Origin of the sequence: Desulfuromonas sp. TF, assembly GCF_000472285.1 — a bacterium.
GTDB lineage: Bacteria > Desulfobacterota > Desulfuromonadia > Desulfuromonadales > ATBO01 > ATBO01.
This window is the reverse complement of sequence record NZ_KI421418.1, coordinates 377,501-392,373: the sequence shown is the minus strand read 5'-3', so window position 1 is coordinate 392,373 and position 14,873 is coordinate 377,501. Positions and strand designations below refer to the sequence as shown.

The 14,873-nt window shown below is 57.8% G+C and carries 14 protein-coding genes and 1 tRNA gene; 8 read left to right on the top strand and 7 right to left on the bottom strand.

Translation table 11 applies throughout. The features are described from left to right. Positions 1-124 precede the first annotated feature (124 nt). The 5 genes from gltX to DTF_RS0110015 form a co-directional block, all read right to left on the bottom strand. Positions 125-1,522 carry a glutamate--tRNA ligase gene (gene gltX, locus DTF_RS0110035; RefSeq protein WP_027715214.1) on the bottom strand — a complete coding sequence of 466 codons (1,398 nt, stop codon included), beginning with the start codon at positions 1,520-1,522 and terminating at the stop codon, positions 125-127. 113 nt (positions 1,523-1,635) lie between these two features. Next, entirely contained in the window at positions 1,636-2,442 is an 807-nt protein-coding gene (amrB, locus tag DTF_RS0110030) for an AmmeMemoRadiSam system protein B (protein WP_027715213.1), read from the bottom strand. A 39-nt stretch (positions 2,443-2,481) separates the two neighbouring features. Then, positions 2,482-3,306: a sulfite exporter TauE/SafE family protein gene (locus DTF_RS0110025; RefSeq protein WP_035056661.1), complete on the bottom strand. Its 825-nt coding sequence runs from the start codon at positions 3,304-3,306 to the stop codon at positions 2,482-2,484. A gap of 54 nt (positions 3,307-3,360) precedes the next feature. Further along, positions 3,361-3,434: transfer RNA gene (locus DTF_RS0110020), tRNA-Cys, on the bottom strand. A 167-nt stretch (positions 3,435-3,601) separates the two neighbouring features. After that, the gene (locus DTF_RS0110015) at positions 3,602-3,823 is read right to left on the bottom strand and encodes a hypothetical protein (RefSeq protein ID WP_155890779.1); all 222 of its coding nucleotides are present in this window, start codon (positions 3,821-3,823) and stop codon (positions 3,602-3,604) included. 162 nt (positions 3,824-3,985) lie between these two features. Here DTF_RS0110015 and DTF_RS22975 point away from each other — a divergent pair, with 162 nt between their 5' ends. The 6 genes from DTF_RS22975 (at position 3,986) to DTF_RS0109985 (ending at position 8,051) form a co-directional block, all read left to right on the top strand. Beyond that, a complete protein-coding gene (locus tag DTF_RS22975; RefSeq protein WP_051361213.1) occupies positions 3,986-4,720 on the top strand; it encodes an ABC transporter permease in 735 nt (244 codons plus the stop codon). A gap of 138 nt (positions 4,721-4,858) precedes the next feature. Then, entirely contained in the window at positions 4,859-5,647 is a 789-nt protein-coding gene (locus DTF_RS0110005) for an ABC transporter ATP-binding protein (protein WP_027715210.1), read from the top strand. Beyond that, a complete protein-coding gene (gene mlaD, locus DTF_RS0110000) occupies positions 5,644-6,090 on the top strand; it encodes an outer membrane lipid asymmetry maintenance protein MlaD (RefSeq protein WP_027715209.1) in 447 nt (148 codons plus the stop codon). The genes DTF_RS0110005 and mlaD overlap by 4 nt, the downstream gene beginning before the upstream one ends. A 118-nt stretch (positions 6,091-6,208) precedes the next feature. Continuing rightward, positions 6,209-6,961, top strand: coding sequence for a VacJ family lipoprotein (locus DTF_RS22970; RefSeq protein ID WP_027715208.1), 753 nt, complete (start codon positions 6,209-6,211; stop codon positions 6,959-6,961). Positions 6,962-6,963: 2 nt separating this feature from the next. Continuing rightward, positions 6,964-7,581 carry a phospholipid-binding protein MlaC gene (locus DTF_RS0109990; protein WP_027715207.1) on the top strand — a complete coding sequence of 206 codons (618 nt, stop codon included), beginning with the start codon at positions 6,964-6,966 and terminating at the stop codon, positions 7,579-7,581. A 2-nt stretch (positions 7,582-7,583) separates the two neighbouring features. Beyond that, the gene (locus DTF_RS0109985; protein ID WP_027715206.1) at positions 7,584-8,051 is read left to right on the top strand and encodes a cyclic nucleotide-binding domain-containing protein; all 468 of its coding nucleotides are present in this window, start codon (positions 7,584-7,586) and stop codon (positions 8,049-8,051) included. A 131-nt stretch (positions 8,052-8,182) separates the two neighbouring features. Here DTF_RS0109985 and DTF_RS0109975 read toward each other — a convergent pair whose 3' ends face one another. Continuing rightward, complete coding sequence (locus DTF_RS0109975; RefSeq protein ID WP_027715205.1) at positions 8,183-9,415, bottom strand: bifunctional alpha/beta hydrolase/OsmC family protein; 1,233 nt, start codon at positions 9,413-9,415, stop codon at positions 8,183-8,185. Positions 9,416-9,645: 230 nt separating this feature from the next. Between DTF_RS0109975 and egtD the strand changes: the two genes are divergently transcribed. Both egtD and DTF_RS0109965 read left to right on the top strand, forming a co-directional pair. Continuing rightward, positions 9,646-10,725: an L-histidine N(alpha)-methyltransferase gene (gene egtD, locus DTF_RS22965; protein ID WP_051361206.1), complete on the top strand. Its 1,080-nt coding sequence runs from the start codon at positions 9,646-9,648 to the stop codon at positions 10,723-10,725. Continuing rightward, a complete protein-coding gene (locus DTF_RS0109965; RefSeq protein WP_027715204.1) occupies positions 10,725-14,123 on the top strand; it encodes an IscS subfamily cysteine desulfurase in 3,399 nt (1,132 codons plus the stop codon). The genes egtD and DTF_RS0109965 overlap by 1 nt, the downstream gene beginning before the upstream one ends. A gap of 103 nt (positions 14,124-14,226) precedes the next feature. Here the strand turns inward: DTF_RS0109965 and DTF_RS0109960 are convergent, their stop codons facing one another. Then, on the bottom strand, positions 14,227-14,802 hold the full coding sequence (locus DTF_RS0109960) for an isochorismatase family protein (RefSeq protein ID WP_155890783.1): 576 nt from the start codon (positions 14,800-14,802) through the stop codon (positions 14,227-14,229). Between the last annotated feature and the right edge of the window lie 71 nt (positions 14,803-14,873).

Here is a 14,873-nt window from a genome sequence, read left to right as displayed (position 1 = left end):
GGTGCTAGGATTCGAACCTAGGAATGCTGGAGTCAGAGTCCAGTGCCTTACCGCTTGGCGACACCCCAAGGAGAGATCGAGTTTTTAACAGAGAACACGGATCGAGTCAAGAAAAAATTTACTCTCAGCGAAGCATTTCAAGGACGGCCTTAAGCCGACGCAGACTTTCGTCCTTTCCCAGGACCTCGACGACCTCGTAAATGCTCGGACTGGTCGTTCCGCCCACAAGCGCGACCCGGACTGAAGGGCCGAACTTGCCGAGTTTGAGGCCTGTCTCCTCAGTCACCCTGGAAAAGGCGGCGGCGATACCTTCATGGGTCCACTCGTCACAGGCCTCCAGGTGACCGATAATGGTTTTGAAAACCGGCTCTTTATCCGCCGTCAGAAATTTCTCGACGGCTTCCTGATCGAAGTCGATGTCCTTCCGGAAATAGAAGGTGGCGCCCTCGGCCATTTCCACCATGGTGTGGGAGCGTTCCTGGAGCGTTCTGACAACGGCGGACAGGTCCGGGCCGCCTGCAGTGTCGATTCCTTTTGCTGCCAGATGCTCGCGCAGCAACTCGCCAAGGCGCCTGGGGTCGCCGTTCTTGATATAGTGGGCGTTAAGCCAGAGGAGTTTTTCCGGATTGAAGACACCGGCCGATCTACCGACGTTGTCGAGGCTGAACTTTTCGATCAGCTCTTCCATGGAAAAGATTTCCTCGTCGCCGTAGGACCAACCGAGACGAACCAGGTAATTGACCATGGCCTCGGGGAGATAACCCATCTCCTTGTACGCCATCACCGACGTAGCGCCATGACGTTTAGACAGGCGCGCCTTATCGGAGCCGAGAATCATCGGCACGTGCGCGAATTCGGGAACCGGGTAGCCGAGCGCCTGGTACATGAGGATCTGCCGGGGCGTGTTGTTGATATGGTCATCGCCGCGAAGAATGAGGGTGAGTCCCATATCGGCATCATCGACCACCACGACGAAATTATAAGTCGGGGTGCCATCCGAGCGCTGGATGATCACGTCGTCGAGTTCGTCGTTCTGAAAGGTGATCGGCCCCTTGACCCGGTCGTTGAATGACGTCGAACCCTCGCGGGGCGTGCGGAAGCGCACCACAAACGGACGGCCGGCGGGGAGGTCGGTGCAGTCCCGGCAGGTGCCGTCGTATTTAGGCTTCTGCCCGCTCTTCAGGGCCGCTTCCCGTCTGGCTTCCAGCTCCTCAGGGGAGCAGTAGCAGCGATACGCCTTCCCTTCGGCCAGAAGCTGCTCCACCTTTTCCCGGTAAAGATCGAAACGCTGCGACTGATAATAAGGGCCTTCATCATAAGAGAGTCCCAGCCATTCCATAGCTTGCAGAATGGCGTCCGTCGACTCCTGGGTGGAGCGGGCGACATCGGTATCCTCGATGCGCAGGATAAAGGTCCCCTCTTCCTTGCGGGCAAGAAGGTAATTGAAGAGCGCCGTGCGGGCGCCGCCGATGTGCAGGTAACCCGTTGGACTGGGGGCGAATCGAACGCGCAGTGCGGACATGAGCATGCTCCTTGTCATGAAAAAAAAGGGCCGCCTTCGCGGCCCCGTTTTTATACTGGAATGACCCGACCTTGACAAGGACTTTTTGCAGACTCCTCCGGATGCCCCCTCGATCAGACGTCGAGAATCACCCCGGCATACCCCACCACCTGCGACTGATCACCCGTCACATCTCCGGAGTTGCCATATTGCACAAGGGTGGCGCTGCGGGCGCCAAGCTGCCGGGCCGCCGCCAGCATCACAGTGACCGGGATGACCCCGCACATGGTGATCTTCCGCGCGGCAACGGTTCTGTAGAGCCCGGCAGGATCGAGTTCGAGAACTCTCTGCAGGGCCAGCATATCCTTCTCCCTGGCGATATCCCCAGACTCGTAATGGGTCATGTCCGAGCTTGCCACGAGCAGGATCTCTTCACCGGAGGCAGCCAGGACCTTCCCCAGGGAGTCACCCAGGGCCAGCAGATCTTCCAGGGGCAGACGGCCGAGGCAGATCGGGACAATGGCCGTCTCAGGCGCCAGAACCTGAATGAAGGGGAGCAGAACTTCCAGGGAGTGTTCAAAGCGGTGGGCCGACTCATCGGAGGCCAGAGTGGGACAGGCGTTCAGGATCGATTTTGCCAGTTCACAATCAATGGCCGTGGTTCCCAGTGGCGATACCCACGTCCCGGAGGCGTACACGGCGGCGGGATGGCCGTAGCCATGGTGGTTTGGACCAATAATGACGACGCGCCGGGGAATGAGCACCCGGGCGAGGGTCTGACCGGTAATGGCTCCTGAATAGACATATCCGGCGTGAGGGACGATCAGGCCGATTGCGGACCGTCTCTCCCGTGGCGATCCAAGAAGGTCCGTCACTGTTTCACGCAGCGATCCCGGATTATCCGGATAGAACTGGCCGGCCACCGCAGGCAATCGTTGCATAGGGCCTCCTGAACCGAAGAGAGAGTGGTGAGACAGAGATCAGGGAAAGAAGGTCTTGATGATCATTCTGAAGCCCACCAGCAGAAGAATAACCGCAAACATCCTGACCAGTTTATCATGGGGAACCCGGCAGGCAACCCTGACCCCCAGGCGGGCCGACAGCATGGTGAAAGGAGCGACAATCAGGGCCACGAGGGCATTGACGTACCCAAAAGAAAAAGGAGGCAGGAGAGGGATCTCCCAACCGTGTATGACATAGGACAGGGCTCCGAAAAAAGAGGAAATGACAATCAGCGCGCTTGAATTGCCGACCGCCAGATGAATGGGCAGTCGAAGCAGAATCACCATGAGCGGTACGGCGATTACTCCACCCCCGACGCCGAAAAAAGCGGAGAAGGCGCCGCCGGCCAAACCGACCAGCAGCAGCGGAGTGCGAGCCAGGCGACCGGTTTCCTCCGGAGGAAGGTGAGGGTGAAAGAAAAGGAGTTCCAGGGCCACCATGATCTGCATCAGACCAAAGAGACCCTTGAGCCGGACTCCGGAGAGTTCCGCCGCAAGCGTCGCACCTGTTATCGCCCCGATCACCCCCCCCATGACGAGGTATCGGACCTGACGCCAGTCCACATTCCCCCTCTTTCGATGACCCAGGGTACTGCTGAATGCCGTTGGAATGATTATGGCCAGACTGGTACCGAACGCGGCGTGAACGATGAGATCCGGTGCGAATCCGGCAAGGCTGAAGCTCCAGAGAAAAAGCGGGACCAGGATGATTCCGCCCCCGATCCCCAGCAGACCTGCCAGAAAACCGGCCAGAGAGCCAAGGAAAACGAACATGATGAGGATGTCGGGAGCGAATAGATGCATGTCGATCGAATGAAATGAAAAAAGCCAGCCCCGGGAGGCTGGCTTGCAGGTGAATGGAGGCCCCGACCAGATTCGAACTGGTGATGGAGGTTTTGCAGACCTCTGCCTTACCACTTGGCGACGGGGCCGTTACGACACGACAGGGTGCCGAAAAAGCTCGGTATTGATACCAAATCCGATATCAGGGTGTCAAGGACAAAATAGAGAAAACAGCGGCTGGGAAACAGATCGGATGAAATCGGAATCCGAGATGCGGTCTCTGCCTTCATAAAGCCGCCGGCGAAGAAATTCCGTGTCAGACGAAAACCGACAGCCGCCGCAGAATCTCCGCCTGAGGAACGCCTTCCACCTGCACCACGCCGCCTTCCAGCAATGTCACGAGCCGCATCAGGCTGTCTTTCTCCACCGAAAGGATGGTTTCATATTCAATGGTTGCAATATCGATTATCGATTCCCATTCCTGCCTGCTGATACGGTTTTCAAGTAATGCTCTTTCCAAAACATCGTCAATTCTCATTTCCATCGTCTCCTCTTTCATCACAAAAAAGGTGCCCGACTGAAGCTGGAGAGACACGGGTGCCTATCTGATTTTCTCCTCGGCTGAGCGGACTTTTCCCTCCAGGGTGTGGTTAATGCCGACATTGGAGTGAGGATGCGTCCGCTAGGATATGCTTTCAAAATGCTGAGAATGTTTGAAATCATTGGCGACTACTGCCTCGAAACCCTCGAGCGAATCGGCCGCATGGGGATTTTCCTGCTGGTCTGCCTGTGGAGCGTGGTCCGGCCGCCGTATAAGATAGACGCGGTAATCCGACAGATCCACTTTATCGGCTCTCGTTCGGTCTTCGTTATTCTTTTCACCGGTGCTTTCACCGGAATGGTTCTTGGACTGCAAGGATACTATACCCTTCGCAAGTTCAGCTCCGAAGGACTTCTCGGTTCAGCCGTAGCTTTGAGTCTGGTCCGTGAACTCGGACCCGTCATTGCAGCACTCATGGTTATCGGCCGAGCCGGGTCGGCCATCTGCGCCGAAGTGGGTATCATGCGCAACTCGGAGCAGATCGACGCCCTGGAGTGCATGGCCATCGATCCCTACAAATTTCTGCTGGCGCCAAAATACGTGGCGGGGATCATTTCAGTCCCCCTTCTGACGTTTATTTTCGACTTAATGGGCATCCTTGGAGGGTACCTTGTCGGAGTCGTGCTGCTCGGCATCAACGAGGGAACCTATTTCCAGGGGATGTATCGAAGCGTGGAATGGGCGGATATCGAAATGGGACTCGTCAAGTCCTTCGTCTTCGCCCTTCTGATCGTCTGGATCCCCGCAGCAAAGGGCTATTACCTGCACCTGGAAAAATCCGGTGGATTGGGATTACCTGATCAGCGCCATCATGCTCTGATAAACGATGTATGAGAGCTCATAGCCATAGCTATGGGCCGAAAAGGAGTTGAAATATGGGCCAAGCAGCCGAATTTGCAGCCGGCTCATGGATAGTCCGACAGCCTCCTAACACGATGTTTTGAACATGAATCGTTGCGAGGTTCGGATACTATGAGTCAGAAGGATGAGCAGATAGCCATCCAGTTGATCGAGGTGGAAAAATCGTTCGGCCGCCAACAGGTCCTGCGGCGCATCAACCTCGAGGTGCGGGAGGGCAGAACAACGGTCATCGTCGGGGCCAGCGGCACGGGCAAGAGCTTGATTCTCAAACATATGCTGGGACTTATCCGCCCGGACCAGGGTCAGGTTCTGGTCTTCGGCCGGGATCTGGCGAAAATCACCAGGAAGGAATTGAAGAAAATCCGTATGAATTTCGGGGTTCTCTTTCAGAATGCAGCACTCTTCGACTCCCTGACCGTCTACGACAACGTCGCTTTGCCGTTGCGCGAGCGCAGCTCCATGGCGGAAGAAGAGATCCGCACCAAGGTGATGGAAAAGCTGGCGCTTATGGATCTCGAGGGAGCCGAAGACAAGTATCCGGCCCAGCTCAGCGGAGGAATGCGCAAGCGTGCCGGCCTGGCCCGGGCCCTGGTGCTCAATCCGAAGGTTATATTTTTCGACGAACCGACCACCGGTCTCGACGTCAACAAGGCGAACGAGATCTACCGCCTCTTTTACGAAACCCAGACCAGACTCAATTACACGGCGGTCATCGTCAGCCATGACGTGCCGAAGATCCTCAAGCTGGCCGATTATGTGGCGATGCTGGCCGAGGGGGTGATTCAGGATTGTCTTACGCCGGAAGCCTTCCAGATCTCGGATAATCCGATCATACGCGATTACGTCGAGGAAACCATGGGGCCGATCTACAAGAGTGAACGGGAGGAATATACCCTATGAGAAGATTCAACCTCGAAACCGGCGTCGGTATCTTTCTGGTACTGGGGTTTCTCTGTTTCGCCTGGATTTCGGTCAGGTTGGGGGATGTTTCCTTCTTGGGTCCCGGAACATATCAGGTCTCGGCGAACTTCGGCTCCATTTCCGGACTCAGGGAAGGGGCCGTCGTCGAAATAGCGGGGGTCCCCGTGGGAGAAGTCTCGGACATCAACCTGAATCAGGAGTATTACGAGGCCGAGGTATTCATGTCCATCAGAGAAGGAGTGAAAATCAGCGAGGACAGTATCGCCTCCATCCGCACCGCGGGCATCATTGGCGACCGCTACGTCAGCATCTCGCCCGGAGGCGCTCCCGATTTTCTCAGCGCAGGGGGAAAAATCCAGGAGACGGAATCCGCCATCAACCTGGAAGAGCTGCTTGGGAAGTACATTTTCGAGAAAGAATGAATAAATTCGAGGTCACGGTGAAAGTAATTTGAAATTAACAACTTACCTCTGCGTTCTCTATGTCCTCTGTGAGGAAAAAGGATTTTTTGGGAAACCATCAAGAATAAAAGGAACCTGAATGAGAGCGATCATTGCTTTTCTGCTGCTCCTTTTGCTGTATCCGCACTTCAATTCGGTCGCCGAAGAGCCTCCCGTCATCGGCGGCGAATCGACGGCGGATGAAGAATTTTTCGAGGACGATCTCGCATTCTTCGACGAAGAGCCTCCGCTGACCGTTCATGATCCGATCGAGCCGATCAATCGCGCCGTCTTCTGGTTTAATGACAAGCTTTATTTTTACCTGTTCAAACCGGTGGCCAAAGGCTTGCGGGTTGTGCCCGAAAGGGTCCGCGTTTCAGCCGACAATTTCTTCGACAACCTTTCCGCTCCGCTTCGCTTCCTCAACAATGTGCTGCAGCTGCAATTTGACGATGCCAGCGACGAATTGGCGCGGTTTATATTCAACAGCACCTTCGGCGTCGCCGGATTGTTCGATATCGCCAAAAAAGAAGGAGGTATCGTAAGACGGGACGAGGATTTCGGCCAGACGCTGGGGCGGTACGGAGTCGGGTCCGGATTATACCTCGTTCTGCCCGTCTTCGGACCTTCCAACGCCCGGGACGCCATAGGGCGCGTCGGCGATTATTTCCTCTCTCCTCTTACCTATGCGTTCGATACGGAAGAGCGCATCGCCGTCACTGCGGTCGAGAAGGAAAATGCCCTTTCCCTTGACAAGGACACCTACGAGGGAATCAAGCGGGATGCTCTCGACCCCTACCTCTTCATCCGCGATGCCTACGCCCAGAGGCGTGAGGCCGCTATAAAGAAATGACCATGATCCTTTCCAGACTCATAACACCGGCCTTAATTGCCATTCTTTTCCTCTTTCCCTCGTCTTCTCCGGCAGCATCGCCCCGGACTGAGGTAAAGGCCACGGTCGATCAGGTTATTGCAACTCTCAAGGACGAAACTCTCACCGCTGCCGCCCGGCGGGAGAACCTGACTTCGATCATACGGCCGCGATTCGATTTCCGGATCATGTCCCAATCGGTGCTCGGCGTCAACTGGCGCAGGGCGACGGAAACCCAGAAGCGGCGCTTCATCGACCTGTTTTCCGAGCTTCTTAAATCGACTTATGTGAGCAAGATCGAGCAATATACCAATGAACGGGTGGATTACGGCGAGGAGAGGATCGAAGATGACCGGGCTTTGGTGGAGACCATGCTGGTGACTCAAAGCACCGAGATCCCCATCATCTATCGCATGATCCGCAAAGATGGAGAATGGAAAGTCTACGATGTGGTGATTGAAAACGTAAGCCTCGTTCGCAACTACCGCAGCACCTACGATGAGATCGTGCGGAAGGAGGGAATCGATCGCCTTCTGCAGCGAATGGAGGAAAAACTGACCGAGCTGAGAAGCGGCTCGGATACTGCGGGAGAAGACCCGTGAGAATGACTTTATCGTCCGAACAGATCTGTGCCCGGATGAAGGCGGACCTCCACTACTTCCGTTTCCTTCGTCAAGAGGATATTTCACTTCTGGCCCGTTATCTCGACTGCAGGAAACTGAAACCGGAAGAGACCTTGTGGCTGGAAGGAGGGGAATGCGGCTTTATGGTGTTCATCATTTCAGGCAATCTTGAAATCAAGAAGAACACCGAATTCGCCGGACGGCAGATGATCGTCGGCATCTATGGCCGAGGCTCGATTGCCGGCGAACTTTGCCTCCTCGACAGTTCACCCCGGGTGGTGACCGCCGTTGCCTGTGATGAAGTCGAACTGCTGATCCTCAATCGGCAGGATTTCGATCGTTTCCTCATCGAACACCCCGAGTCCGGAGTTCGCCTTCTTAAAGGGATGCTGATGACCGTTTCCACGCGCCTGAAGAAATCCTTCGAACGGATCGCCGCCATTTTCTAAAAAACATATTTTTCCGCAGATGAACGCAGATTAGCGCTAAGGACCTTGTAAAGCTCAGCGTCAATCCTGATTTCATCTGCGGACATCTGCGTAATCTGCGGATAAAGAATATCTTTTTCCTTTCTGTTTTTTTAGTCTTCTTCCTCCCTCCGCAGCCGGGTCTCGATCAGCACCTCGGAGTTCAGGGTGCGGTGAACCGGACATTTCTCGGCAATCTCGAGCAGGCGCCGGCGCTGCTCCTCTTTCAGGGGTCCCTTCAGTTCGAGCTCCCGCTCGAATCGGTCTATCCTGCGCCCCTTCTCCTCGCAGTGAACGCAATCATCGGCATGAATTTTTTCATGGCGAAGACGGACCACCGCCTCCTCAAGAGGCCATTCTTTACGGCGGGCGTACATCTGCACGGTCATCCCTGTGCAGGCGCCGAGGGCGGCCTGCAGCAGGTCGTAGGGTGAAGGTCCCTGCCCGCTGCCCCCATAGGATTCCGGTTCGTCGGAAACCAGGGCAAAGCCGTTGGCGAAAAGGTCGGTGCGGAATCCCTCCCTGCCGGTGCGCGAGGTCACCCGGTTGTCGATCATCTCCGGCAAGGCTTCGGTTTCTTCGGCGGCCTCGAGATAGCGTTCGGCCCAGGAGGCGATCATGTGGCCGGCATAACGTGAATCCGCCGGGCGCGAAAGAAGGTGGTCCGCCGGGTCGAGGGAGATGAAATTCTTCGGGTGCCTGGCCGCTCTGTAGATGTCGGCGGCGTTGTCGATTCCAACGATTCGATCTCGAGGCGAGTGCATGACCATAAGCGCCGCTCCGAGACGGGCAATTCTCTCCACGGGGTCCTGTTTTTCCAGATCCTCCAGGAACTCCCTGCGAATGGTGAAATCCCGTCCGGCAAGCCTGACGGTGGCCTTGCCGGAGCGCTCGATCTCTTCCCGGGAGTCCTTCAGCAGTCTCCCTATATGCCGTGGATGACAGGGAGCTGCAATGGTGGCTATGGCCGATACCGAAGAAATCCGGTCAGCCGCCATCAGAGCCGCCGTACCGCCAAGGGAATGACCGATAAGAATGCGAGGCGCCCCGTACTCCTTCTCCAGAAAGCGCGAGGCTTCGATGAGATCGCTGATATTGGTTGAAAAAGTCGTGTCCGCGAACTCCCCTTCGCTTTCCCCGATTCCGGTGAAATCAAACCGCAGGACGGCAATACGCCTTCGGGAAAGCGCTCTGCAGATATTTGCGGCTGCGGCTAGATTCTTGGTACAGGTGAAACAGTGTGCAAAGAGAGCATAGGCGACCGGCTTTTCGTCCTCCGGCAGATCAAGAAGACCGACAAGCTCCGTACCCTCCGCATTGGTGAAGGTAATCTTTTTCTGTTTCATCTCTTTCCTCCTTTGGGCCTTCCGGAATCTCCTGATTCTCCAGTCGTTCCTATCTTAACATTCCAATTCGCCCTGATAAAAAAACAAGCCCCTGATGAGACTGAATTTCCACCTTCCCCATGTCCCTTGAACCGGCTTGACATGGGGCGGTCAGACCTTAAACTGATTCATATTCAATCCTATTCAGAAGAATGACGAATTTCCAACTCCCCCGAGAAAGGAGTCTACTCTTGCTCTCCGACCTGATAAACCGGGAGAACGAACTGCCCCGGGGATTTCTGAGCGCCCTGGAAAGAAGGACCCGCAGCGTGCTCCTGAAAGCAGGCTCGAACCGATCTGACCCCGTCCTGGATTTCGCCTCTTCAGTCGCCGCCGGCCTCGACCGTCAGCCACGCCGACTCGACTGCCGATTTCTCTATGATGAACGCGGAAGCAGGCTGTATGAGCAGATCACTGTGCAGCCCGAATACTATCTCACCCGCACCGAAGCATCCATTCTGGCCCGTCACTCCACCGAGATCAGCAGGATGACCGGGCCTTCGACCCTGGTTGAATTCGGTTCCGGATATTCGGTGAAGACGGACTATCTGCTATCGGCTTACATGAAACAGAATCCGGCGCTCTGTTACGTTCCCATCGACGTCAGCGAAAGCGCCCTGCGAGGAGCAATCCGCAACATCAATCGACGCCATCCCGGCGTTCAGGTCATCGGCATCCATGGAACGTACCAGGAAGCCTTCCCGGTCTTCGACGTCGCCTCTCCCATCATGGTCATCTTCCTGGGCAGCACCATCGGCAACATGAGCCGGAAGGAATCCATGGAATTTTTCAACCGGGTAGCTGATCATCTGGATCCAGGGGACCATTTCCTCCTGGGCGTTGACCTCCTGAAAGATCCGGAACTTCTGGAAGCGGCCTATAACGACGCCGCCGGAATCAGCGATGAATTTACCCGCAACCTCTTCGTGCGCATGAATCGGGAACTGGAAAGCGATATCGACATCTCAGGGGTTGAGCATGTGGCCCGCTTCAACAGCGAGCTCGAGCAGATCGAAATCCATGCCCGGTTCAAGAGGTCCCAGACCATCGACCTTCCCATCCTGCAGCGTTCTTTCAAAATTGAGGCCGGAGAAGAGATCCTGACCGAAATCAGCCGTAAATTCAGCATCGAGACCCTTCTGCCAAGTTTGGGAATGCTCGGCTTCCGGGCCCGGCGTGTCTTCACCGACGAACAGAAGTGGTTTGCCTTGCTGCTACTGGAAAAAACCCTTCCCAAAAGAAGCGGCGAAGCATTGAAAGGCAGTTCGTGATGAAGCAGGCCACGGTGGAGGAACGCGATGGTCTCTGCGGCATCTGTCCGGCGGGATGCTGGGTGCGCGCCCGCCTTCGCGACGGGAGGCTGGAAGCGGTGGAGCCGTTGCCGGACCATCCTCTCGGCGTCATGTGCCGGATCGGCCTGGCATCGCCGCAGATCGTCCATGATCCCGACCGGTTGAAATTTCCCCTGCGCCGCCGCGGGCCCAAGGGGACCTGGGAGTTCGAACGCATCTCCTGGGATGAGGCCTACGACCTCCTTACGGATAAACTGCTGTCGATCAAGAAAGAGTCCGGCCCGGAAGCGGCGGCCATCTACACCGGCCGCGGCAGCTTCGATATGGCCATGTGCGACCTCTTCCAGCCGGCGGGCGTCGCCGTCTCCTCCGCCTCCAGCGTCCTCTTCCCCTTCGGATCGCCGAACACCCTCGGAGTTGGCGCCCTCTGCTACGTCTCTTTCGCCATGATCGCTCCGCACGTCACCATGGGAGAGCTGTACGTCACCATGGATACCGATATCGAGCAGGCCGAACTGATCGTGATCTGGGGCGCCAACCCGGCAACCGACTCTCCCCCTCTGGCGCACGAGCAGATCCTGAGAGCCCGGCGGCGGGGCGCCGAGGTTATTGCCATCGACCCCCGAAGAAATGGCACGGCTCGAGAAGCGAAGGCCGAATGGATCGGCGTTCGACCCGGCTCCGACGGCGCCCTCGCCCTTGGGATGATCCAGGTCCTCCTCGAAGAGGAGCTTTACGATGACGATTTCGTCGATCACTGGACCGTCGGCTTTGCCGAACTGAAGAATCTGGTTCAGCATTACCGCCCGGAGATCGTCGAAGGGATCACCGGCGTACCCGCCGAGACGGTGCGCCGAACGGCCCGCAGGATCGCCTCGGCCCGGGGCGCCTGCCCGATCATGTACACCGGACTCGAATATTCGGACAGCGGAGTGCAGGCGATTCGCGCCGTTTTCACCCTCTGGGCCCTGGCCGGTCAGCTCGATGTCCCCGGCGGCCTCCTTTTCCGGATGAAGGAAAACACCTTCCCACAGAACCGCCGGCGCCTGATCGCCAACCCGGACATGCGCAAGGCCCTCGGCCGGGACCGCTTTCCCGTCTACAGCCATTATCGCGGCGAATCCCATGCCATCGCCCTCCCCGATTCGGTTCTCGAAGGGGAGCCTTACAGAATCCGGGCGCTGATCAACCTCGGGGGCTCGATCATCACTTCGTGGCCGAATCCCGATCTTTGGCGAAGGACTTTCGAGGCCCTCGACTTCTCCGTCTGCATCAACCGCTACCATACCGCCGATTCAGCCTATGCCGACCTGGTCCTGCCCGCCACCACTCAGTATGAAACGACTTCCTTCATGCGCTATGGCCCCCTGTTCAAGATCCGAGAAAGACTCGTCGAGCCGATCGGGGAGGCGCGCAACGACTTTCTCATCCTCGCCGAACTCGCCCGTCGTCTCGGCTACGGACACCTCTTCCCCCAGAGCGAGGAGGAAATTCTCGAAACGGCCCTTGAAGGAACCGGCTTCACGACCGCCGAAGTGCGCCGCGCCGGCGGCTCGGTCCGGGTGCCGACGGCAATGATGCAGTACAAGAAATGGGAGAAGGGACTGCTGCGCTCCGACGGCAAAGCCGGGTTCGACACCCCTTCCGGGAAATTTGAAATCGCCTCGTCGATCCTCGCCGAGCACGGCTACGATCCCCTGCCGGTCTATACCGAACCAAAAGAAGGCCCCCTCTCGCAGCCGGATCTGGCCAGGCGCTATCCCCTCGTCTTCAACTCAGGCACCCGCACCCCCTATGACTTCCGCAGCCAGCATCACGGCGTCCGGGGACTCTCCGAAAAACACCCGGAACCCGACGTGATCATGCATCCGGACGACGCCGCACCGCGGGGAATCCTCGATGGCGATCCGGTGTGGGTCGAGACGCCGCGCGGCCGCGTCCGCCTGAGGGCCAGGCTCAGTGACTATATCGTTAGCGGTGCCGTCGACGCGGCCATGGGAGGAGGCGGCCCCCTCGGTCCAGAGGCGTGGCGGGAAGCCAATGTCAATGCGCTGACCGACCTGGAGAATTACGATCCCATCTCAGGTTTTCCCGTCTACAAGACCCTCCTCTGCCAGGTCAGCCGGGCGGAAGGAAGCGGATTAGCAGCCACGATAGACCACGAAGCGGAATCCGACACCCAGCAGGAAAGAGAGCTTGCCGCCGAGGGGCGGCCGAGCAGACGGGTGTATCTCGACCATAACGCCACCACCCCTCTCGATGCCGAGGTTCTGGAAGCCATGCTCCCCTTCCTCCGGGAGGACTGGGGCAATCCTTCCAGCATTCACACCCTCGGCAACCGCAGCCGCACTCCTGTGGAAGGGGCCCGTCGCAGGGTGGCGCAGATGCTCAACTGCACCGCCCGGCGCATCGTCTTCACCGGCAGCGGATCCGAGGCGGACAACCTCGCCATCCGCGGGCTTCTCCCATACCGCGAAGGCCGTCACCTGATCACCTCGGCGATCGAGCATCCGGCAATCCTCCGGACCTGCCTCTCCCTGGAGCAGGATGGCTATGAGGTCACTGTTCTGCCCGTCGACGGCGACGGCATTGTCCGACCAGAGTCTTTGGCCGAAGCTCTGCGGCCCGATACGGCACTGGTGAGCATCATGCTGGCCAACAACGAAACGGGCGCGATCCAGCCGGTGGCCGAACTCGCCGCCATCGCCCGGAGCAGGGGCGTCACCTTTCACACCGATGCGGTGCAGGCCCTGGGGAAGATTCCCGTCGACGTGGAAGAACTCGGCGTGGACCTCCTCTCTTTGTCGGCGCACAAGATCCACGGTCCCAAGGGGGTGGGCGCTCTTTACGTCAGGCGCGACATGGAGCTGAAACCCCTCATCACCGGCGGCGGTCAGGAGCGGGGTCTGCGCTCCGGCACGGAAAATGTCGCCGGAATCGTCGGATTCGGCAAAGCCTGCGAACTGGCCCAGCGGCGGCTGAACGAAGACGAAATGCTGCGGGTTTCGAAGCTGCGCGACCGGCTGGAGGCCGGCATCCGCAAGCTTCTGCCGGGAGCCCGGCGCAACGGGCCGGGCGAAGGGCGTCTGCCGAATACGCTGAACATGACCCTGCCGGAAATACGGGGCGAGTCTCTCGTTCTGTTCCTCGACCGGCGCGGCGTCTTTTTCTCGTCAGGTTCGGCGTGCAAGTCGGGAAACCCCGAACCCTCCCCTGCCCTGCTGGCCATGGGGCTGACTGCCGAGCAGGCTCACTGCGCGGTACGCTTCTCGTTGGGAACAGGCAACATCGCCGAGGACATAGACTATGTCCTTCGCTCCCTGGAAGAGACCCTGCGCGAAACCCGCAGCACGATCCGGTTTGTCGCCTGCAGATGATGCACTTAAAAGTATCTATCCACGCAGGACACGAAGCTTCACGAAGTAACGCTTGGCTTCTTCGTGTTTATTCGTGCTCTTCGTGGAAACAGGATATTCAGGCTCATTCGTTCAGGATTTCCGCTCCGGCCTCTTTCATCTGCGTCATCGCCTCCGCTCCCGCCTCGATACTCACCGGACGGGTGGCCCCACTGATTACGGATACATCAAACCCCTCCTTTCGGGCGTCGAGGACGGAGGCAAGGACACAGACGTCCTGGGCCAGCCCGCCGACGAGCAGCCTTCCGACCCCGTCGTGCCGGAGCCGATGCGCCAGTCCGGTCTGATCGAAGACGGAATTCTGGTCCTGATCGAAGCGCACCCCCTTGGTGATGATCACCTCATCGCCGACCAGGGTGAGTTTGGGATGAAACTCCGCCCCCAGAGTGTCCTGCAGGCAATGGGGGGGCCATTTACCCCCCTCTTTTTCGAAACTGATGTGCCCGGCCGGATGCCAGTCGCGGGAAACGTAGATCGGAATCTTACGGTCGCGAGCGACGGCGAGCCAGTAGTTCAGAACCGGGATGACCTTGTCGCCATCTTCTATGGGCAGAGCGCCGCCAGGGCAAAAGTCATTCTGGACGTCAACCACCAGCAATCCATCTCCCGACCGGATGATCTCTCGCGGATCGGCCATTATCATTCCTCCTCACGGTATGGGGATTACCCCCCTAACGTATCGCAGATAATCGGTCTGTCCAGCCCGATGAA

Excerpts from the sequence above, each read along its gene's own strand:
- DTF_RS0109990 (WP_027715207.1), top strand. The coding sequence starts at position 6,964 with ATGATCCTTTCCAGACTCATAACACCGGCCTTAATTGCCATTCTTTTC.
- DTF_RS0109985 (WP_027715206.1), top strand. The coding sequence starts at position 7,584 with ATGACTTTATCGTCCGAACAGATCTGTGCCCGGATGAAGGCGGACCTC.
- gltX (WP_027715214.1), bottom strand. The coding sequence starts at position 1,522 with ATGTCCGCACTGCGCGTTCGATTCGCCCCCAGTCCAACGGGTTACCTG.
- DTF_RS22970 (WP_027715208.1), top strand. The coding sequence starts at position 6,209 with ATGAGAGCGATCATTGCTTTTCTGCTGCTCCTTTTGCTGTATCCGCAC.
- DTF_RS0110025 (WP_035056661.1), bottom strand. The coding sequence starts at position 3,306 with ATGCATCTATTCGCTCCCGACATCCTCATCATGTTCGTTTTCCTTGGC.
- DTF_RS0110015 (WP_155890779.1), bottom strand. The coding sequence starts at position 3,823 with ATGAGAATTGACGATGTTTTGGAAAGAGCATTACTTGAAAACCGTATC.
- amrB (WP_027715213.1), bottom strand. The coding sequence starts at position 2,442 with ATGCAACGATTGCCTGCGGTGGCCGGCCAGTTCTATCCGGATAATCCG.
- DTF_RS0109965 (WP_027715204.1), top strand. The coding sequence starts at position 10,725 with ATGAAGCAGGCCACGGTGGAGGAACGCGATGGTCTCTGCGGCATCTGT.
- DTF_RS22975 (WP_051361213.1), top strand. The coding sequence starts at position 3,986 with ATGCTGAGAATGTTTGAAATCATTGGCGACTACTGCCTCGAAACCCTC.
- DTF_RS0110005 (WP_027715210.1), top strand. The coding sequence starts at position 4,859 with ATGAGTCAGAAGGATGAGCAGATAGCCATCCAGTTGATCGAGGTGGAA.
- mlaD (WP_027715209.1), top strand. The coding sequence starts at position 5,644 with ATGAGAAGATTCAACCTCGAAACCGGCGTCGGTATCTTTCTGGTACTG.
- DTF_RS0109975 (WP_027715205.1), bottom strand. The coding sequence starts at position 9,415 with ATGAAACAGAAAAAGATTACCTTCACCAATGCGGAGGGTACGGAGCTT.